At 69.6% G+C, this 20836-nt stretch carries 13 protein-coding genes and 3 pseudogenes; 9 read left to right on the plus strand and 7 right to left on the minus strand.

All coding sequences use genetic code 11. The annotated features are described in order from the left end of the window. Window positions 1-288: 288 nt before the first annotated feature. Window positions 289-1098 carry a thioesterase II family protein gene (locus tag HUT19_RS40340; protein ID WP_217712343.1) on the plus strand — a complete coding sequence of 270 codons (810 nt, stop codon included), beginning with the start codon at window positions 289-291 and terminating at the stop codon, window positions 1096-1098. Continuing rightward, window positions 1085-2812: a DUF885 domain-containing protein gene (locus tag HUT19_RS40345; RefSeq protein ID WP_176186195.1), complete on the plus strand. Its 1728-nt coding sequence runs from the start codon at window positions 1085-1087 to the stop codon at window positions 2810-2812. Before HUT19_RS40340 ends, HUT19_RS40345 begins: the two co-directional genes overlap by 14 nt. An 85-nt stretch (window positions 2813-2897) precedes the next feature. Here the strand turns inward: HUT19_RS40345 and HUT19_RS40350 are convergent, their stop codons facing one another. From HUT19_RS40350 to HUT19_RS44480, 3 genes and pseudogenes are all read right to left on the minus strand, one after another. Then, the gene (locus HUT19_RS40350) at window positions 2898-7265 is read right to left on the minus strand and encodes a type I polyketide synthase (RefSeq protein ID WP_176186197.1); all 4368 of its coding nucleotides are present in this window, start codon (window positions 7263-7265) and stop codon (window positions 2898-2900) included. A 3-nt stretch (window positions 7266-7268) separates the two neighbouring features. Then, window positions 7269-7490, minus strand: coding sequence for an acyl carrier protein (locus HUT19_RS44475; RefSeq protein ID WP_176187907.1), 222 nt, complete (start codon window positions 7488-7490; stop codon window positions 7269-7271). Window positions 7491-8126: 636 nt separating this feature from the next. Next, window positions 8127-9310, minus strand: a pseudogene (locus tag HUT19_RS44480) (AMP-binding protein); the annotation flags it as partial. A 530-nt stretch (window positions 9311-9840) separates the two neighbouring features. Here HUT19_RS44480 and HUT19_RS40365 point away from each other — a divergent pair. From HUT19_RS40365 to HUT19_RS40375, 3 genes are all read left to right on the plus strand, one after another. Continuing rightward, on the plus strand, window positions 9841-10560 hold the full coding sequence (locus HUT19_RS40365) for a response regulator transcription factor (RefSeq protein ID WP_176186199.1): 720 nt from the start codon (window positions 9841-9843) through the stop codon (window positions 10558-10560). Between the two features lie 132 nt (window positions 10561-10692). Then, complete coding sequence (locus tag HUT19_RS40370) at window positions 10693-12069, plus strand: IS1380 family transposase (RefSeq protein ID WP_176178656.1); 1377 nt, start codon at window positions 10693-10695, stop codon at window positions 12067-12069. Window positions 12070-12352: 283 nt separating this feature from the next. Then, window positions 12353-13161 (plus strand): IS5 family transposase gene (locus tag HUT19_RS40375; protein WP_176183254.1). Its coding sequence is split into 2 segments (ribosomal slippage): window positions 12353-12700 and window positions 12703-13161, totalling 807 coding nucleotides; the frame shifts between segments, so codons are not numbered across the junction. Window positions 13162-13294: 133 nt separating this feature from the next. On the opposite strand, the gene HUT19_RS40380 is transcribed toward HUT19_RS40375, so the two are convergent. Further along, entirely contained in the window at window positions 13295-13951 is a 657-nt protein-coding gene (locus HUT19_RS40380; RefSeq protein ID WP_176186201.1) for a response regulator transcription factor, read from the minus strand. Beyond that, window positions 13948-15099 (minus strand): sensor histidine kinase, encoded by a 1152-nt coding sequence (locus tag HUT19_RS40385; protein WP_176186203.1) that lies wholly within the window; start codon window positions 15097-15099, stop codon window positions 13948-13950. Before HUT19_RS40385 ends, HUT19_RS40380 begins: the two co-directional genes overlap by 4 nt. Window positions 15100-15428: 329 nt before the next feature. On the opposite strand from HUT19_RS40385, the gene HUT19_RS40390 reads away from it, so the two are divergent. Together HUT19_RS40390 and HUT19_RS44485 are read left to right on the plus strand one after the other, a co-directional pair. Beyond that, window positions 15429-16013, plus strand: a complete 585-nt coding sequence (locus tag HUT19_RS40390) for a hypothetical protein (protein ID WP_176186205.1) — start codon at window positions 15429-15431, stop codon at window positions 16011-16013. A gap of 379 nt (window positions 16014-16392) precedes the next feature. Beyond that, window positions 16393-16734, plus strand: a complete 342-nt coding sequence (locus tag HUT19_RS44485; RefSeq protein ID WP_368661733.1) for a putative immunity protein — start codon at window positions 16393-16395, stop codon at window positions 16732-16734. A gap of 425 nt (window positions 16735-17159) precedes the next feature. On the opposite strand, the gene HUT19_RS40400 is transcribed toward HUT19_RS44485, so the two are convergent. After that, the gene (locus tag HUT19_RS40400) at window positions 17160-18008 is read right to left on the minus strand and encodes a DUF4394 domain-containing protein (RefSeq protein WP_176186207.1); all 849 of its coding nucleotides are present in this window, start codon (window positions 18006-18008) and stop codon (window positions 17160-17162) included. Between the two features lie 358 nt (window positions 18009-18366). Between HUT19_RS40400 and HUT19_RS40405 the strand changes: the two genes are divergently transcribed. Together HUT19_RS40405 and HUT19_RS40410 are read left to right on the plus strand one after the other, a co-directional pair. Beyond that, the gene (locus HUT19_RS40405) at window positions 18367-19611 is read left to right on the plus strand and encodes a CdaR family transcriptional regulator (protein WP_176186209.1); all 1245 of its coding nucleotides are present in this window, start codon (window positions 18367-18369) and stop codon (window positions 19609-19611) included. A gap of 40 nt (window positions 19612-19651) precedes the next feature. Then, a pseudogene (locus HUT19_RS40410) lies at window positions 19652-20273 on the plus strand (putative Ig domain-containing protein); the annotation flags it as partial. A 214-nt stretch (window positions 20274-20487) separates the two neighbouring features. Here HUT19_RS40410 and HUT19_RS40415 read toward each other — a convergent pair. After that, window positions 20488-20835 (minus strand): annotated as a pseudogene (locus HUT19_RS40415) ((2Fe-2S) ferredoxin domain-containing protein); the annotation flags it as partial. Window position 20836 lies beyond the last annotated feature (1 nt).

The following is a 20836-nucleotide window of genomic DNA, read 5'->3' on the forward strand; positions in this document are numbered from 1 at the left end:
TGCGCACACCGATGTGCGGAGGAATGAACGGAATTCACTCGGACCGGTGCCGGGAATCCGGGCGGGGTGCCTTCCTCGGGGGAATCAGCTTGTCCGGGCTGCGCCGGTCGAGTCAACGAATCCGCACCACCTTGCCGTGGCACGAACGCCAATGAATGCCGCCCGACCCACTTTCGTGTGCGCCGGTCCCCACCAAAGTACGGTCCCCGTCGAGTGGTGGCCCGTGATTATTCTTGGTGCGCCGTGCCGTCGGCACCGAATGCCCTATCGACCGGGAGTTGACATCAAATGCCGCAACGGGTCCCATGGCTCAGGGAATTCCATACCGGTCAGGGGTCAGAGGGAACGCTGGTCATGTTTCCGCACGCCGGAGGTTCGGCGAGTTCGTTCCGTGCGTATTCGGCGGCGCTGTCCCCGCGGTTCAGAGTCCTCTGCGTGCAGTACCCCGGGCGGCAGGACCGTGTGCGGGACGCACTCGTCGACGACGTCCGGGAGCTGGCCCGGGGGGTGGCGGCGGACCTGGCACGCCTCGACGACCGGCCGCCGGCGTTCTTCGGCCACAGCATGGGGGCGGTGATCGCCTTCGAGGCCGCCCGTCTGCTCCAGGAGGCCACCGGACGGGGCCCGGCGCGGCTCTTCGCGTCCGGCAGGGCGGCGCCCGCCCGGCCCGCCCGGAGCACCGCCCCGCTGGTCCACCTGATGAGTGACGCCGATCTGACGGCCCACCTCCGTCAGTCGACCGCCACCGACCCGAGGGTGGCCGCAGACGCCGATCTGCTGAAATCCATCCTGCCGCCGCTGCGCAGCGACTACCGGGCCGTCGAGACCTACCACTGCCCGCCCGGACGGCGGATCGCGTGCCCGGTCACCGTTCTGGTGGGGGACCAGGATCCGCTCGTCCCGCTGGAGAACGCCGCTGCCTGGTCCGAACACACCTCGGCCCACTGCGAACTCCTCACGTTCCCGGGCGGTGACCACTTCTATCTGCTGCCCTCGCACGACCGCGTCATCGAGGTGATCATCGATCGCCTGGGCCGGGCACCGGCGCCCGCCGCGGCGGACGGAAACGGGAGGAGCACACGTCATGTCCAACCGTGACGGCGGACGTCCGGGCCAGCGGGGGGTGCACGCGCTCAGCGACGCCTATGTCGCCGACTACGCCGCCCTCGATCCGATCATGGCGACGTACCTCGGTATCCCCGGGAACGAACAGGACCTGACCGACTACTCCCCGGACGGTTACCTGGCCCGGGCGGAGCTGAGCGCCCGGGCGGTACGGCACATCGAGGCGGCGCGGCCGGCCGACGCGACCGAGCGGGTCGCACAGGCCGTCTTCGCCGAACGGGGCGGCGTGACACGGGAGGTGCACGACGCCGGGCTGGACCTGGGCGCCCTCAACGTGACGTTCAGCCCGGTGCAGCACCTGCGGGAGGTCTTCGACCTGATGCCCACCGGCACCGAGGAGGACTGGTCCGCGGTAGCGGTCCGGCTGGGCAGGGTGCCGCAGGCACTGACCGGTCTGCGGGCCTCACTGGACCGCGCGGCCGACACCGGCACGGTGACCGCGGCACGGCAGGTGGTCCGCGTCGCCGAACAGTGCGAGACCTGGGCGGGACTCCGCGGAGCGCCGTCCTACTTCGAGTCGTTCACGGACCCCGCGCGGCAGAACGGCACCAGCAGCATGCTGCTCGCCGCCCTCGACTCCGGCGCCCGCGCCGCCGCCGGCGCGTACGCCGGCTTCGCCGCGTTCCTGCGCGACGAACTGGCCTCCAGGGCGCCCGAGGGGGACGCCGTCGGCGCGGACGTCTACCGGATCGCCTCGCGGCAGTTCACCGGCGCACGGCTGGACCTCCAGGAGGCGTACGCATGGGGCTGGGAGGAGTTCCTGCGCGTCGAGGCGGAGTTGCGCCAGGTCGCCGACCGGGTCCGCCGTGGTGCTACACCGGCCGCGGCGGCCGCCGTGCTGGACGCCGACCCCCGCTACCAGGTGCGTGGGCGGCAACAGCTGCTGGAGTGGATGCGGTCGCTGTCGGCGAAGGCACTGACGGCCCTGCGGGACCGCGAGTTCGACATCCCCGATGAGCTGATGACGCTGGACTGCCGGATCGCCCCGCCCGGCGGCGGCGTGGGCGCCTACTACAACGGGCCCACCCAGGACTTCAGCCGGCCGGGCACGATGTGGTGGTCGGTGCCCGCGGACCGGCACGTGTTCCCGACCTGGAGGGAGGCCACCACCGTCTACCACGAGGGCGCACCCGGCCATCACCTCCAGATCGGCACGGCGGTGCGATGCTCGGACCGGCTCAACTCGTTCCAGCGACTGCTGTGCTGGGTGCCGGGCCACGGTGAGGGCTGGGCGCTGTACGCCGAGCGGCTCATGCGGGACCTGGGCCACCTCGACGACGGCGAACTGCTGGGCATGCTCGGCGCCCAGCTGCTGCGGTCCGCACGGGTCGTCATCGACCTCGGCATCCACCTCGAACTCGACCTTCCGGCCGGCTGCGGATTCCACGAAGGGGAACGCTGGAGCCCCGCACTGGGCCTGGAACTCCTGCTGAGCCGGACGATCGTCGACCCCGGCCAGGCCCGTGACGAGATCGACCGGTACCTCGGCTGGCCCGGTCAGGCTCCCGCCTACAAACTGGGCGAGCGGCTGTGGCTCAGGGCCAGGGACGAGGCGCGCGAGCGGCACGGCGATACCTTCGACCTGCCGACCTTCCACCGGCAGGCACTGGAGATGGGCTCCATGGGGCTGGACACCCTGCGCGAGCAGCTCGACGCGCTGCCGGCCGGTGCGGAGCCCACTGGATGACCTGACCTGACCTGCCTGACCTGGGCCGGTGCCGCGGTGCGACTCCGTGACACCGGCTCCGCCGTGTTGCCCGGCGCCGTGTCGCTCAGCTCGTCGTGGTGTCGCACGCGACCCGCCGGATCAGCTCGTGCCAGTGCGTCCAGAGCCGGCGGACGTCGTCCACGGGCACATGGGCACGGTGAATGACGTCCACGTGTATCGCGCCGTGGACGGGGATGACGTCGAAGAAGAGATCGAACTTGGCCTCCTTCACCGGCGGCAGCACGATCTCGCCGCGTGCCCCGCCCAAGGCCACCTCGGGCACCGTGGGATTGAGGTCGAAGACCACGGAGGTCAGCTCGCGCCGGGCCGCCCAGGGATCCGTCACGGCCCCCTCGCGTTCCAGCGCCTCCAGCATGCCGTGCAGCGGGAGGTCCGCCTGGCCCATGTCCTCGAGCAGGGCCCGGCTCGTCCGCCGGTGGTGCGGGAGGAAGACCGGCCCGGTCCTCCGGCTGCGCACCGGCACGTAGTTCACGAAGTGACCCACCCAGCCGCGTTCCCGCTCATCCTGCCGCTGGTCCACGGGGACCCCGACTACCAGATCGTCGCGGCCGGACAGCCTGTGCAGCGCTGCGGTGAAGGCACTGAACGCCACCATGAAGGGCGTGCTGCGGAGGGCCGGGCACCGTGCGGTCAACGCGTCCCACACCCCCTGCTCCATGCGGAACGTCTGCCGTGTCGGCGGGCCGGGGCGCACGGATGCGGCCGCTTCGGCGCCGGTCGCCCACAGGGGGGCGGGGCGGCCGTTGAGGCGGCCGCGCCAGTACGCCACCAGCTCCTCGGACGCGCCTTCCTGCGTTGTGCTGGCACCGGGCTGCTGGGGCACGGCGTCCCGTACGGGATCCGCACCGTCCACTGCCTGTTCGTAGGCGGTGGCGAGATCGGCGAGGACCGTGCTCACGGACGTGCCGTCGAATACCAGATGGTGTGCGGAGAGCACCAGATCACTGCGGTCCGCACCGCGGCGCACCAGCAGGGTGCGGAACAGCGGGCCGGCCGCGAGATCGAACGGTGCGTCGGCGAACTCGCGTACCGCCGCGTCGGCCGAGGAGTCGTCCTTGGCCACCGTGCGGAGCATGTCCTGACCGGTGGAGTCGGCGACGACGAGATGCGTCCCGTCGGGTGTGAACACGGCGCGCAGCGCGGGGTGACGCCGGCGGACGGCGCGCAATGCGCGGCGGAGCGGCTCGGTCGCGACACGGCCCCGGAAGGCCAGCACCACGGTCTCGTTGTAGGCGACGTCCTCCGGACCCGACCTGCGGCACAGCTCCCACAGTTCGCGTTGGTGAGCGCAGACCGGCCAGCGGTCGGGCCCCGGTGAGTCGGGCCCCGGCGAGTCGGGCCCCGGCGAGTCGGGCCCCGACGAAAGGACGGGGACGGGTGCGGGGACGGCCCTGTGCGGCGGGAGCGCCCTGACCCCGTTGCCGACAGTGGCCCCCGGTGCCTGTCGGGACCGCCCGAGCAGAGCCAGCTGCTGCTGCATGACGTCGAGTTGTGCACGGACGAGGGAGCCGACGGAACGGCCGGCCGGCACGACGGGCGCCGACGCGCGCTGCCCATCGGCCGAAACGGAAGGCGCCGCCGCGACGGAGGACGCCGACGAGGAAGGTTCCTGGACACGGATGAGGTCGGTGCTGTCGTGCGGGGGACGGTCCGGAACCCGAGTGGGGGCGCCCGCGCTCCGGCCCTGCCCCGCGGGTCCCTGCGGTGTGGCGCGGTCGTGGCGGACCGCGGTAAGGAAGGTGCCCACCGCCCAGTGCGATTCCCGCTGCCAAGGGTAGGTGGGCGTGCCGGGCAGGAAGCGGCCCCCGGCGTAGACCACCTGCCAGTTGATGTCAGCTCCCCGTACGTACAGGTCGGGAAGCACACCGCGCGGGCCCTTGAGGTCGGCGTCCTCCGGGCACGCCGCGTGCACGACCTCTGCCGTCGCGTCGGCCTGCGCGGCGCTGGCGCGGATCGCGCTGCCGAGGGTCGGTCGCGGACCGATCTCCAGGAAGGCGGTGAAGCCCCAGCGGACCGCTTCCTGGACCGCTTCCCGGAAGCGGACCGGGCCCGCCAGGCCACGGGCCCAGTGCGTCGCGTCCAGCCGTGTGCTGTCGAGGAGCGATCCGGTGACGGAGGAGAACAGCGGGGTGCCTCCGGGGCCGGTGGCGGCGCCGGCCCCGGAACGTTCCAGTGCGGTGGCGGCGTCGGCCATGACGGGGCTGTGGAACGCGAAGCGGCCCGGGAGCGGACGGCAGGGGTGGCCGGCCCAGTGCAGTTCACGGGTGAGTTCGGTGACGGCCGTGGCGGGACCCGACACCACGACGCTGCGCGGGGCGTTCTCCACCGCGAGCACCACCGTGCCGGAGTACTTGTCCAGGATCGGGGTGACGGCCTCCGCGGGTGCCGAGACGGCGACCATCCTTCCGTCGTCGGCGTCCTGCATCGTGGTGCCCCGGGCCAGCACCAGTGCGGCCGCGGCATCGAAGTCGAGCAGTCCGGCGGCGTGCGCTGCCGCCGTTTCGCCGGCACTGTGCCCGATGACCGCAGCGGGCGTCAGTCCGAACCGGCCCCACAGCAGGGCCAGCCCGCTCTGTACGGTGAACAGAAGTGCCTGGGCGACATCGGTCCGTGACAGTTCCCGCTCCGCTGCGGCGTCGTCCCGCGTCAGCAGATCGAGGACCGAGATGCCCAGCGGCCCGTCGAACGCCCGGGCGCAGCGCTGTGCGTGCTCGGTGAAGGCCGGTTCGACCAGCAGCGCCGTACCGGCCCCGGTCAGCTTCTGACCCTGCCCGGAGAAGACGAAGACGGTGTCCCGCCAGCGTGTCCCGGTGGCCCGGGACAGGGAGCGCGGAAGGGCACCGCCGGAACTGAACGACTCCAGTTGCTCGCGCAGTTCGGCCGGGTCGGCACCGGTGAACGCGGCACGGAACGGGCGGTGTCTGCGGCCCGCCGCCGCGCTGTAGCACAGGCTGCCGATACGTCCCGGGTCGTCGGTCTCGGCGTCCACCGCCTGCAGATAGCGTGCGGCGAGCGCGCGCAGCGCTTCGTCGCCGACGGCCGAGAGCGGGAGCACGAGGGGACCGGGATGCCGCTCGGGCGTCCGGTGGGGAACTGGGGCGGCCTCCTGGACGACGATGTGCGCGTTGGTGCCGCCGAAGCCGAAGGAGCTGACGGATCCGACACGAGGGGGCCCGGACGACCACGGCTCCGTCCGCTGGGCGACCACCAGCCTGGTGCCGTCCAGCGGCAGGCCCGGATTCAGGTCGCGTGTGTGCAGCGTCGCGGGCACCTGCCCTTCGCGCAGGCACAGCAGGAGCCGGATCAGTCCCGCCATGCCGGCCGCGGCCTCGGAGTGACCCAGGTTGGACTTGACCGAACTCACCACGCAGGGACCGGCGCCCGGGCTCCGCCGGCCGTACGTGGCGGCGAGAGCGCCGATCTCGATCGGGTCCCCCAGAGGAGTGCCCGAACCGTGTGCCTCGACGTGGCCGACCTGTTCGGGCCCGATCCCGGCGTCTGCCAGCGCCGCCCGGATCACCGCCTCCTGGGCCGGGCCGTTGGGCGCGGTCAGCCCGTTGCTCCTGCCGTCCTGGTTGACCGCCGAGCCGCGGATCACGCCGAGGACGTGGTCCCCATCGGCCTCGGCCAGCGCGAGGGGCTTGAGCACCAGCACCCCGCAGCCGTCCGACCGTACGAATCCGTCGGCCCCGGCGCCGAACGAGCGGCACCGTCCGGTGGGCGACATCATGCCCGCCTTGGACGCCGAGACCCACTGGTCCGGTGCGAGTACGAGGTTCACGCCGGCCGCCAGGGCCAGTCGGCAGTCACCGGCACGCAGGCTCCGCACCGCGAGGTGCACGGCCACCAGGGAGGAGGAACAGGCTGTGTCCACGGCCAGGCTCGGCCCCGCCATGCCGAAGACATAGGAGAGCCGGTTCGCGGCGATGGAACTGGCCTGCCCGGTGCTGAAGTGCGCGTCGACCGCGGGCAGGTCCCGCCCCAGGAGCCTGCCGTAGTCGCTGCCGCTGATCCCCACGAAGACACCGCCGCCCGACACCGCGGCACCGTGCCGCACGGCTCCGGCCGTCTCCAGGGCCTCGTGCGCGGTCTCCAGCAGCAGCCGCTGCTGGGGGTCGATCCGGGCCGCCTCGCGGGGCGAGATACCGAAGAACTCCGCGTCGAAGCGGTCGATGTCCTCGATGCACCCGGCCCACTTGGTACTGATCATTCCCGGCCGGGTCGGGTCCGCCGCGTACAGGTCGGCGGTCCGCCAGCGGGACTCGGGGATCTCGATGATGGCGTCCGTCTCCGTCAGGGACAGCCGCCACAGGTCCTCGGGCGTGCGTACGCCACCCGGAAACCGACAGGCCATGCCGATGACGGCGATGTCGTGCTCCGCCGAGCCGTCGGTACTCTTCGCTTCGCTCATCACTCAGGCGTGTCCTTCCGGCTGCCCGAGTACCGCGGTGAGCCGTACCACGGTGGGATGGTTGAGGATCCATTCCACCGGCACCGGGCGGCCCACGACGGGCTCGATTGCCGCGGCCAGCTGCTGGGCGCCGACCGAGGACAGTCCGTACTCGGCGAAGGACTGGTCGTCGGCTATCCCGTCCGTGGGGACCCCGGTGATGCGGGACAGCAGCGTGCGCACCATGGGCTTGAGGAGGTGCGACGGCAGCGCCGCCGACGAGGTGTTGGCGGAGGGTGCGACGGGGGCGGGGCGGTTCCCGCGTCCGCTGAGGACGGCCAGGGTGAGCCGGCTGAACTCGCCGTTCTCCAGCCGGCGTCGGCACTCCCGGCGCTGGATCTTGCCGCTGGTGGTCCTGGACAGGGCGCCCCTGCGCACGATCACCAGCTCGGAGACGGGCAGTTGGCAGTCGGACCACACGGCGTCCCTGACCCGCCGGGCGAAGAGGTCCGCGGTCGTCTCCTCCAATGCCGCTCCGGTGACCTCGACGACGACGGCGAGTTGTTCCTCCCCGTCGCGTTCGAGGGCGAAGGCCGCCGCCGAACCGCTGGTCAGGGAGGGGTGGCAGCTCTCGGCGACGTACTCGATGTCCTGGGGGTAGTAGTTGTGCCCCTGGAGAATGATCACGTCCTTGCGGCGGCCGGTCACGAACAGCTGCCCGTCCCGCAGGAAGCCCAGGTCGCCGGTCCGCAGGTGGACTCCCTCCGATTCCTCCCCCGCGATACGGGCCCCGAACGTCTCCCGAGTGGCCTCTGGGAGCCGCCAGTATCCCTGGGCGACGCTCGTCCCCCGCACCCAGATCTCCCCGATCTCCTCCTCGCCGCGCGGCAGGCGATCGACCGGATCGACGATGCGGACGACCGTGTCCGGGAGGGCGGGGCCACAGCTGATGAGGGCCGTGGTGTCCGTCGTCCGGTCCGCGCCCACCACCCGGCTCTCCGCCAGGGCGGCGGCCGACACCCGTACGGTGCGGGGCAGGTCGGTGACGCGCTTGGCGCTCACCACCAGCGTGCCCTCCGCCAGACCATAGGCGGGGCTGTAGGCACGCGGATCGAACCCGGCGGCCTTGAAGGTCTCGGTGAACCGCCGCAAGGTGGCGTCGCGCACCGGTTCGGCGCCGTTGAGCGCGACCCGCCAGCTGGACAGGTCGAGCTGGTCCAGGTCGTGCGCGGCGCCGCGTACGCACAGGTCGTAGCCGAAGTCGGGGCCGCCGACGTGCGTACCACGGAAGTGGGAGACCGCCTCCAGCAGACGCCGGGGCCGCCGCAGGAACGCGCTGGGCGACATCAGATAGGCGGGTACCCCCAGCCGGAGGGGGCAACGACACTGAACACCAGCCCGAAATCATGGAAGAAGGGCAGCCACGACACGATCACGCTGTCGTCCCCGAAGCCGAGCGCGGTCTTCAGCGCCGCGGCCTGCTGGGCGAAGTTGCGGTGCGAGACCATGACCCCCTTGGGATGACCGGTCGAGCCCGAGGTGAACTGGAGCAGTGCCAGGTGGTCCGGGGTGATGTCGGGAGCGGTCCACGCTTCCTCCCGGCCGTCGGTGCCGTCGTCGGTCTCGATCCAGTTCAGCTCGTGCAACTCCGGTGCGTCCGGGAAGCGTTCGAGCAGCTCGCGGTGGGCGGCCCGGGTGGTGAGGACCGTGGTGGTCCCGGCGGACTCCGCGATCGGTGCGAGGCGGGCCAATTCGGCGCGGCGGCCGGGGAACTTCACCGGGGCCCCGGCGATACCGGCGTAGAGACATCCGGTGAAAGCACGGATGAATTCGAGGTCGTGCGGATAGGCAAGAATGGCGTGCCGGTCGGTCGGACCGGATTCCTGCAGCAGTGCGGCGCGGGCCCGTGCGGCTCGGTCCAGATCCGCGCGGGTCAGGCTCTCTTCGACCTTCGTGCCGTCACGCAGATAGGCGTAGATGATTTCGTCGGGAGTTTCTTCGGCGCCCTTGCGTAGAACGTCCACCAGGCTTCCGTGAGAGAGCACGGAATCGTTGACCGAAGTCATGGGGGGAAATGCCTCCTCGTTCCTTGCGTTACAGGCCTTACGGGAAGGCGTGGGGATATCGGATATCCCCCTGTGGGAGACCGCTCACGGAAGCTTCCGTCATTTTGCGTAGATCCTCCGCTCGATCGTCGGAGGAAGTCAACAAGCAGCATTACTTGTTGCGCCGGACCGGCCACCTTGGGGCCGCCGAGGATCAACTTTGGTGACCGGCGGCCGCATCGAAAGTAGACGGCGGCCAATGCGCGGACGTGCGCCGGCTGTGCGGGACCGGCCCCGGCGGCTCCCGGCTGACGTGCGTAACGGCGGCGATCCCTGATCATGTGTGCGCTCCGGCATCGCTATCGTCTCAGGAACAGGACGCACAGGGTCGCCGGGACGAAGCGCTCCGACCCCCCGGAACGTCGGGGACCCGAGCCCCAGCCCCAGCGCGCGACCGCGGCGCGCGACTCCTGCGGCGGGCTGCTCCCGTCAGGCGAGAAAGGATCGTCGTGGTACTTGCCCACGCTCCGCGCCCGGTCAGTATCAGTACGGTGGTCCGGCCCGTCCGGGTCGTGATCGCCGATCACCAGGAATTCGCCAGAGTCGGCATCAGATCGCTGCTGGAGCGCGGCCCCGACGTCCAGGTCGTCGGTACGGCCGGGAACTCCGCGGAAGCCCTCCAACTGGTGGAAGCGGAAGGGCCCGACGTGGTGCTGGTGGACGCCTCGCTGCCGCCGGCCGGCTGGCTGGACGTCACCCGCGGCATCCTCCGGCCCGGCGGCACGACCCGTCGCATCAGAATGATGCTCATGGCGCAGGAGCTGACCGACGACACCCTGTTATGCGCCGTGCGCGCCGGTGTCCACGGCTATGTGCTCAAGAACTCCCCGGACTGGGTTTTCTCGACCGCGATCCGGTCGGTCGCGGATGGAGAACCCTTCCTCGCCGGGTCGGCGATCCGGCGTCTGTTCTCCCGCTTCACCCTCCTGCCGAACCATGACCCGGCCACGGTGCCCGGCGAACTGGCCGACCTCAGTTCGAGGGAGCTGGAGGTGGTCCGCGGTATCGGCAACGGGTTGTCGAACCGGGAGATCGCCAGGCGGCTGGGGGTCGCCGAGAACACGATCAAGTCGTACGCGTCCAGCATTATGACCAAACTGAACGTACGCAACCGGGTCGAGGTGGCACTGATGGCATGCCGGCTGGGGCTCGTACCCCTCTATCCAGCCCTGGTGTCGACCCAGCGCGGTGAATCGCCCCGGGTTCGGTAGAGATCTCTAGCCTCGCGCTTTCGTGAAGCGGGCTGTCCGACAGGCGGTCAGGAAAGCAGAAAGTGCCCCTGACCAGCAAGAATGAGGATTGTCGAGGTCCTTGTTCCTGCCACCGCCGGAGGCACTTCCCAGGTGAAGCACTCTATCGGGTCCTACCCCCGTGTCCGTGTCCAGGATGACGGCCGCCAGGTCGTCTCCCAGGCCGGGTCGGTCCTGCTCGTCGAAACGGTCCGCAAGACCGGTCTCGACCAGGCCATATCCCAGGCTCTGGTTCCGTGGCGCAAACCTCGGGCCGTTCACGATCCCGGCAAGGCCCTCCTGGACGTCGCCCTGGCGGTCGCACTGGGCGGGGACTGCCTCGCGGACGTGGCGATGCTGCGGTGCGAGCCAGCCGTCTTCGGCCCGGTCGCCTCCGACCCGACCATCTCCCGCCTGATCGACACCCTCGCCGCCTCCGGCGACAAAGCCCTGCATGCCATCCGGTCCGCACGGTCTGAAGTCCGCCATCGTGCCTGGTCGTTGGCCGGCAAGAACGCCCCGGACGCCGACGGCCAGGTCGTCATCGATCTCGACGGCGTCCTCGTGATCGCCCACTCTGACAAGGAGGACGCAGCAGCGACCTGGAAGAAGACCTACGGCCATCACCCGCTGACAGCTTTCGTCGACCACGGACCGGGCGGAACCGGTGAGCCGGTCGCCGCCCTCCTCCGACCGGGAAACGCAGGCTCGAACACCGCTGCCGACCACATCGCCACCGCCCAACTGGCCCTCGCCCAGCTGCCGAAGAAGTACCGGCGAGGGCGGCAGACGCTGATCCGCACGGACTCCGCCGGCGGAACCCACGACTTCGTGTCCTGGCTCGCGAAACGAGGCCGATGGCTGTCCTACTCGGTCGGCATGGTGATCACCGAGGCGATCCACGAACACGTACTGCAGATCCCAGCCTCAGCCTGGACCCCGGCCGTCAAGACCGATGGCGAGGCCCGTGACGGGGCCTGGGTCGCCGAGCTCACCGGCAAGCTCCTGGACGGCTGGCCCGAAGGCATGCGACTGATCGTCCGAAAGGAACGACCACATCCCGGCGCCCAGTTGAGGATCACGGACGCGGACGGCATGCGGATCACGTGCTTCGCGACCAACACCCCAAACCGGCCGATCGCTGAGCTCGAGCTCCGTCACCGGCTGCGGGCCAGGGCCGAGGACCGGATCCGAGCCGCCCGGTCCACCGGCCTGCGCAACCTGCCCCTTCACACAACAGCCCAGAACAAGGTCTGGCTGGAGATCGTCCAGATTGCCCTCGACCTGCTGGCCTGGATGCCCATGCTCGCCCTCACCGGCAAGGCCCGGCTCTGGGAACCCCGCCGACTGCGGTTCCGCCTGTTCTCCGCAGCCGCCCAACTCGTCACCACCGGCCGCCGCAGAATCCTCCGCCTCGCCCAGCACTGGCCCTGGACCAGGGAGATCACTGCCGCCCTCGAACGACTCGCGATCCTGCCCACCCCCGGCTGACCAGCAACTCTCCACCGTCCCGACGACAACATCACCCGCCCCGGGCAGTGGAACCCGGCGCCCACCCGACGCGACAACCGGGCCGCTGGCCTGCCCACCATCAGCTCCGGAAACAGAAAGGGTCCACCGACTCCGTCGACGGACCCCCGCGAAAGATCGAGGCTAGGGCTTGTCGTCAGAGTCGTCCAGCGCCTGCCCCACGAGTTGGAGGATGTAGTCGCTTGATGCCACGGCAAAAGCTTAGACACCGTTTCCTTTGGTGTGATCGTTCGTTGAGACGTGCATGACGGATCTGGTTGAGCGGTTGGTACCGGACGAGTTATGGATGCTGTTCCGGCGGGTGGTGCCGCCGACGGAGGTGAAGCGCCCGCAGGGCGGGGGCCGGCGACGGGCTGGTGACCGCGAGACCCTGGCAGCGATCATCTTCGTGGCCACCTCGGGCTGCACGTGGCGGCAGTTGCCGCCGGTGTTCGGCCCGGCCTGGCCCACGGTTTACCGGCGCTTCGCCCAGTGGAGCCGGGCCAGGGTGTGGGCCAGGCTCCATCGAGTCGTCCTCGATGAACTCGGCGCCCGCGGTGAGCTGGACTGGTCGCGGTGTGCCATCGACTCGGTCAGCGTGCGGGCGGCAAAAGGGGGCCACTGACGGGACCGAATCCGACCGACCGCGGCAAGAGCGGATCGAAAATCCACCTCATCACGGATCGGAACGGACTGCCCCTGTCGCTGGGTATCTCCGGCGCCAACATGCACGACAGCCTCGGTCTGAAGCCGCTCGTGCGTGGAATCCCACCCATCCGCTCCCGGCGTGGCCCGCGTCGTCGGCGCCCGGCCAAGCTCCATGCCGACAAGGGCTACGACTACGAGCACCTACGCAGATGGCTTCGCCAGCGGCGCATCCGTCATCGCATCGCCCGCAAGGGCATCGAGTCCTCGCAGCGTCTTGGCCGACACCGCTGGGTTGTTGAAAGGACAGTGTCCTGGCTCGCTGGATGCCGTCGCCTGCACCGCCGCTACGAGCGCAAGGCCGAGCACTTCCTGGCCTTCGTCGGCATAGCCGCAGCTCTGATCGGCTACCGCCGCCTCACCAACTGAAACGGCGTCTTAGCTACGGATTAGCTGTGTCTGATGCCTGCATGGCAAAGAGACGGTGATGATGGCTGGTCAGTGCCGCCGCAGCAAGGCCGAATGGAGCCTCCGAACCCATGGGGCCGCCAGAGCCCGGCCGCTATCCGCCCGGGGTCACGAGACCCGATTCGTACGCCACGACCACGGCCTGTGCCCTGCTGTCCAGGTCCAGCTTGGTCATCGTGCGGTTGAGGTGGGTTTTGACGGTCGCCTCGCTGATGTAGAGGCGGTCAGCGATCTCCAGGTTGGAAAGGCCGCGGGCGATCAGTTTCAGAACCTCCAGTTCGCGGGAGGTCAATGCATCCAGGTCCGCGGGCTGTTCGCAGGTGGTCTGGCGCGCGTACGCCTCCACGAGGCGGCGGGTGACGCTGGGCGCGAAGAGCGCGTCACCACCGCCGACCGCGGCCACCGCGGCGAGCAGCCGTTCGGGGCCGGAGTCCTTGAGTAGAAACCCGGATGCTCCGGCGCGCAGTGCCCCGTACACATACTCGTCGAGGTCGAAGGTGGTCAGCACCAGGATCCGGGGCGTGGGGTCGGATACCTGGGCGAGGATGCGTTCGGTGGCCTCGATGCCGTTCATGCCGGGCATCCGGATGTCCATCAGGATCATTTCGGGGGTGGTCTCGGCGGCGAGTGCCACGGCCTCCGCGCCGTCGCTGGCCTCGCCGACCACCTCGATGCCGGGTGCGGCGCGCAGCAGGCCCACCAGTCCGGCCCGGATGAGGTACTGGTCGTCCACGACGAGCACGGTGGTCATGTGGTGGCGTCGTCCCCCTGCGCCGCGGCCCGCGCGGAGGTCGGCAGGGTCAGCCGCACGGCGAAGCCCCCTTGCTCCTGCGGGCCGATGCTGATTTGCCCGCCGTAAAGCTTGGCCCGCTCGCGCATGCCGAGCAAGCCGTGCCCGCCCTCGGTTCGTACTCTGTCCAAAATCACCCCCTCTCCGTCGTCCGTGACCGAAACAGTCACCTGATGCGGTTCATACCTCAGCTGTACCTCCGCATGCGCGCCGGGCGCGTGTTTCAGGACGTTGGTGAGTGCTTCCTGCACCACCCGGTAGGCACACAGTTCCGCGCCGGGGGCGAGCGGGCGCGGGGTGCCCTCGACGGTCAGGGCGACCGGGACCCCGCCGGTGCGGACGCGTTCGGCCATCTCGTCGAGGCTGGCCAGGCCCGGCATCGGGCCGACCGGGGCGTCGTCGGCGGCGGTGCGCAGCACCGTGAGCATGCGACGCAACTCGTCGAGGGCTTCCTTGCCGGTGGCGTCGATGGTGTCGAGTGCGGTACGCGCGGTCTGGCGATCGGTGTCGAAGATGAACCGGGCGAGACCGGTCTGCACGGAGATCACGGACATGTGGTGGGCGACCACGTCGTGCAGTTCGCGGGCTATCCGGCCGCGTTCCTCGGCCACCTCGCGCCGGGCCAGCTCGGCCTGTTCCCGGCGCAGCTGCCGGGTCAGCTCGGCCGAGCGGCGGGCCAGAACGCCGAACCGCCACAGCACCGCCGGATAGACCACGGCCTGCCCGACAACGGACGGCCAGGAGTCGGTGTGGCTCACTGCGCCCGCGTAGATCCAAACCCCGCCCATCAGCGCCGCGCATGGCACGGAGATCCGCACAGGGTGCAGGGAAGCGACCGTGTAGACGGCGAGCATGGGGCCGAAGCTGCACACCACGGGCCAGTAGCCGAGGGTGATGTACGCCACCCAGGTCGCGTGCCCGAGCCCGCAGACCACCACGGGGGCCCGGCCGCGAAGCACGAGCGGCAGGTGGACCAGGACCACCAACGCATAGGCACTCGCGTCGAGCGGATTCTGCCCTTGGCGCGCGGCCTCCGGTCCCAGCAGCACGGCCACACTGGTCAGCGCCGCAGCGAGCAGCGCGTCGACTGCGAGGGGGCTGATCCGCATCGCAGCAGCGTAGGGCCGGGTCGGCGGATGGGCGTCAAACTTCTGCGGTACCGCGGAAGTTGGAGGAACCGGGCGGCTACCGCGCTGGCCTGCAGGGGAGTTCAACCCCGCGCGGGATGTGGGTCGTATGCGGCGGACCGTAGGTTCGGGGATCACCAGGGTCCACCCGGGGTCGGCGCCACAGCCCTTCCCATGTGCGCCAAGTCCAGACCAGGACGACCCCAGTGGCCGCCCTGCGGGCACTGACGCATCGGATGTGTCCGGGACCTGTCCCACGAGCAAGACAGATGCCTGCTCGGTCTGCCCACCATGTGAGAGGAACTTGCGGCATGACATTAGGAAACCGCCTATCGGTGGCCACCAGCTCCGCTTTTCTGATCGCTGCTGTCATCACCTCTCCAGCAGCGTTCGCCGACGGCACCGCCTCTGCTGACACGAGCCGCTCCGCCTTCCGGGCCCAGGCAGTGGCGGCAGGGTTGACAGCAACGGAGGCCACAGCGCTACAGAACGGAGTCGACGCGGTCCTGGCCAGGGACGGCGGCAGGCAAACCGCTGCCAATGAGATCCGCTACGCCGATGGCCGGCTGCTGCTGCCTCTGCCCGGTGAGAAGTACGCGCGCGAGCTCGGCAAGAGCGGGGACGCATCGGCCGCGGCCCACACCTGCACCTACAAGGCCTTGTGTGGCTACTCGGGCTCCGGGTACACAGGCGCGGAGCGCGAGTGGTTCTCGTGCGCCTTCCATAAGAAGCCAAGTGGCTGGACCAGTGGGGGATCCTGGTACAACAACCAGACCCGCGGTCGGGTGGGGAACTGGTACGACGCCAACAAGAGGTGGTTGGGCTCCACGCCTCCGGCCCCCTATGGCACCAAGTACGGCCAGTGGCGCGGGGTCGGGTACGTCAAGCCCTGCTGACCCAGCTTCTCGGTTGAGGTTGGTCCGGGTGCCGGCCGAGAACGAGAACGCGAGAGTGCCTTCTGAACTGGGACGATGAGGCTTGCCGAAGGCTCTGTCCATCCCAGCTGGAAGGCACTTTCTGCGTGCAGTGAGCCTCCGCCCACTTGAAATCGCAGGTCGAAGGGCTGGTGTGACAGTCCTCCGGGGTGCTCACGCTGGTCGAGGCCGACAGTCTGCGGAGTAGGTCATCTGGCAGAGCGGTCGGTCCACTGGTCCTGCCTGTTGTGGCCGGGGTGGCCTTCCACGATCCGGTCTGCTCGGGGGCCAGTCGGCATGGGGCCGGCCCGGAGCCGCCCCAGCCGCCTGGCTGTCCAGCGCAATGGTCGAGGACGGAGTCATGACAGGGGAAGTGGGTGAGATCGCTCTGAGTAAGCAAGATCTTCGTGAGGTCACCGCGTTCGCTGCAGCGTGCGCGGAAGTGGTGCTCGAGGTATTCGAGGGCGATCAGCCGGACGACGTGCGACCTCGAGACGCTATCGGCGCCGCGTGGGAATTCGCTCGAGGCGGTGAGCGAGGGAAGGCTCTGCGCGACAGAGCGTGGGCGGCACTCAAGGCAGCCAAGAGCGCGGACACTGCGGCTGCACGCGAGGCGGCTCGGGCAGCGATGCCTGCGGCAGGCGCCGCCTACCTGCATCCGCTGGCCAAGGCCACCCAGGTCAAAGCACATTCTCGCAGCTGACGCTTACGCGGCCAGAGCGGCCGAACTCGTCACCGACGACGGTCGGAGCGTTGATGCCGAACACCTTGAGCAAACGCGGCATCGTGCGACACCGGTTGTCGTTGACGTGCTCAAACGGTTCCCGACGGCGCCGAGTGGCGGCGGATGGGTTGGTGAGTTGATCCGCATGCTGGACACTGATCTTCGTTCACTCACCCTCGCTGAGTGACCTTGAACGTTCAGACGGTGCGCCCCCATTACCTTCTTCGTGGCCCTGCAAGGGGGCTCCCGGCCTCTGGAACTGGCATGACTGGTCCCCCTGTGCCCTCGCCGTCGGCGATCGCGTAGAGGTAGGTGCTCGACGCGGGCCTCTTGGCGGCGCCGACGCCGGTTCGCCGCGGTCCGGCGGTGGCCGGCCGCGGCGAGGGTGGGCCGACGGCCGGGGATCAGGATCCGGTGAGGGAGATGGCTAGGTCCGTGATGTTCAGCGGGAACTGACCGATGGATGTGGCCTGGCCGGTGAAGACGTTGATGCTGTACAGCGAGGGGGTGCTGGCGCCGTTCGGGGTGAGGGAGGCGAAGGCGGCGTTGTCGACCGTTTTCCCGCCGGACAGGGTGCTGTAGATGTCCATGCCGACGTTGGTTCCGGCGTCGATGCCGAGGCTGCCGGTCGGGGCGAGCGTGCCGTTGTTCGCCGGGGACTGGAGGACGACCTGGTCGGTGGTCGTGTTGATCTCGACCAGCGTGGTCACGGTGGCCGCGTCGAGGTCGTTGTTCGTGTAGGCGGCGGCCGAGACACCCTTGGTCGTGCCCTCGATCGGCGGGGTGTTGAGGTTCAGGTCCAGGATGGTCTTGTGGTCGTTGAGGTTGTGCCGCAGGTTCTGGCCGTAGTCGCTGATCACGCGCAGGCGGTCGGCCGCCGGGTTGAAGTCGACGCCGAAGTTCGCGCCGTTCAGCGCGTACTGGAGCTGGGACACCTTGCTGACCACGACGTCCGTGGTGGTCGACGGGGTCTTGATCGTGTAGATGCCGCCCTTGTTGCCGACGCCGTACATCAGGCCGTCCTGCACCCGGAAGTCGATCCCGATCAGGCCTGTGTCGCCGCTGAGGCCGGTGACGACCCTGACCCAGTCGAGGACCTGCGGCCGGTCGGTCGTGAACGTGGCCATCAGGGTGCCATCGCCGCTGATCCCGAACGCGCGCAGGCTGGGCGTGGCGACGGGGGCGGCCGAGCCGGTGCCCGGTGTACCGAGCATGAGCGCCGTCGACGTGACCACGACCGCGACCGCCGCCATGATTCTCCTTCTCATACCTGCTTTCATCGGAGTTTCCCTCCCGTGTGGGCGAGCGCCATGCGAGGCGCCTGGCTGAGAATTCCCATGCTCCCGCCCGTACTGATTACCGCAGTCATATCGGAGTCGCGCCGGAATGATTCCGGCGGTGTTCCTCCTACGGGCGTGCACGCGGTTCTCATTAAGGCCGTTTCACAGCTCCCCCACAAGCGGAAGGGTTGACGCGAACGCCCCGATCCGGGAATTTTGTGCACTGTGACAAAAGCCCCGCCGATATACTTGCCGCCGTTTTGTGCGGAGTGATGAACACCGTCCGGATCTCGTCTGTCGGCCGTTCGTCCGCAATGGCATGCTCGCGTTCATGGGGAGCCTCTTCACCGAGCTGGCCCGGCAGGCGTCGACCAACGCCCGCCGTGAGGTCGAGACATACACACGTGAGATCCCGGAGTTCGGGTTCCTGGACAAGGACTCCCAGGCACGGGCCGAGACGCTGGAACACTCGATGTGGTTCCGGCGCCGTACTGTCGAACTTTCCATGGACAACAGCGAGTTGAAGGAAGACGATCTCGACTACATCGCGTCGATGGGGGAACTGCGGGCGGGTGCCGGGATGTCGCTCGACGCGCGGCAGCGGGTACTGCGCGTGCACACCGTGCTCATGCTGCGTGAGATCAACGAGGCGATCGACGCCCAGCGCGGCGGCGATGTCGACGAACTCATGCGCATGATGGGCTGGTTCGCCCCGCAGGGCGAACGCGGCATCGCTGCCTACCGCCAGGGATTCCTGCGCGTACTGCGCCGCCGTATTCCGTATACCAAACAGCTCGCCCTGCTGACCCGATCATTGCTCAATGGAGATCCAATTTCGGCAGAACTCGCCGAGGCCGTCGACATAGAACTGCCGGAGCACTGCGCGGTGACGGTGTTCCGGTTTCCGGACCGGCCCACGGTCGATCGCTTCCTGGAAAACGAGATCGAGGCGCTGGTGAAGAGCCACCAGGCACCGGTCATGTGGGGACCGGAGGGCCGCGACGGGAGCGGTGAGCTGATCGCCCTGCTTCCCTTGTTCTCCGACGCCGCGGCAGCGGAAAATGCACCGCCGCACATTGTTCCCAGCCTCTTACCCGACCTCACCCCCGACCACCTGCCGGATCTCGTACGGGACTTCACCCGCGCCCTTGGCCGCCCCTGCGCCGTCGGCACGGCCACCGCACCGCTGCCGGAGCTGACCGAGGCTCTGGACCGCGCCCGGCGGATCAGCCGGGCAGCCCCGCTGCGCCGGGCGTCCGCCCGGCTGCCGCAGCACACCCTGGCGGATGTGTTCATCGAACTCGCCGTCACGGACCTGCCGTTCGTCGACGACTGGCTCCGCACGGTGGCCCGTCGCCTGGAGACCGGCCCCGACCTCCTCGCCACCCTCGACGCGTACTACCGCCACGACATGCACCGCGGTGCCACGGCGACCGCCCTCAACGTCCACTCCCGCACCCTGGACTACCGCCTGCGTCGGGTCCGCGAGCTCACGGGGATCGCCCCCGGCTCGACACGGGGCGTGCGCACACTCAGCGCCGTCGTCACCCGGCACCTGTCGGGAACGTGGCACTGAACGCGTTGGGCGCGCCGCCGGTGGCCACCGTTCCCTCACCACCTACAGCGCCTGGGGCCTGCCCACCGGTCTGTCCATCAACAGCTCCACCGGCCTGATCTCCGGTACGGCCTCCACCGCGGGCACCTACCAGGTCACGGTCACCGCGAAGGACTCCGCCGGCGCCTCCGGATCGACGTCCGTCACCTGGACCGTCGGCTCCGGCTGCGGTGGCTGCACCTCCTCCCAGCTGCTGGCCAATCCAGGCTTCGAGTCGGGCAGCACCGGCTGGAGCGCGAGCAGCGGCGTCATCACCAACGACACCAGTGAGGCCGCCCACAGTGGCTCGTACTACGCCTGGCTCGACGGCTACGGCTCCTCGCACACCGACACCCTGTCCCCGTCGGTGACGATCCCGGCCGGCTGCAAGGCCACACTCACCTTCTACCTGCACATCGACACCTCGGAGACCACCTCCAGCACCCAGTACGACAAGCTGACGGTGACCGCCGGTTCGATCACCCTGGCGACGTACTCGAACCTCAACCACAACTTCGGGTACGCGCAAAAGACCTTCGACCTGTCCGTGCTGGCGGGCCAGACGGTCACCCTGAAGTTCAGTCGAGGACTCCTCCCTGCAGACCAGCTTCGTCGTGGACGACACCGCCCTGACGACCAGCTGACCCCTGCAGCACCTGATCCTGCACCCGACAGGCTCGGCCCGTCGTGTGCGGGATCCTTGCGTGTGGATCCCGCTCGCGCCCGTGGTGCGGCACATCTGCACCAAACGGCCGGCCGCGGCGAGTCGCACAGCCCTGACGACGGTCAACTCCGGCTTCACCAGCGTGCGTTCACGGCTGCATGCCTCGCGCGGCGGCCGGATGAGCTGGGGCGCGCAAGAGCGGCGGGTGGTTCGGCGAGGCCGAACCCGCCCGTCTGCGCCCAGTGCAGCAGGTCGTCAGTGCGGTCGTCGCCCACGGCGAAGCCGACTCAGACCGCACGGCCGCCGACCCGACGGCCGGCACCGGAGGGCTGGACGACGGTGACGTTGGCCTGGCTGCAGGAGCCGAGGCAGTCCGTCGTACGCCCTGGAAGGTGCTCGGCCGCGCCGGCGCGCAGCCGGTCCAGTTGCCAGGCGTGGTCGGTGTCGAGGTGCTTGCGCGGGTTGCCGCAGTGGCAGCCTCGGCACTCGGCGAGGGGGGTGAGATCGAGAGGAGCAGCATCGCCCCTCCGATCAGATTCCACG

Source organism: Streptomyces sp. NA02950 (genome assembly GCF_013364155.1).
Lineage (GTDB): Bacteria > Actinomycetota > Actinomycetes > Streptomycetales > Streptomycetaceae > Streptomyces.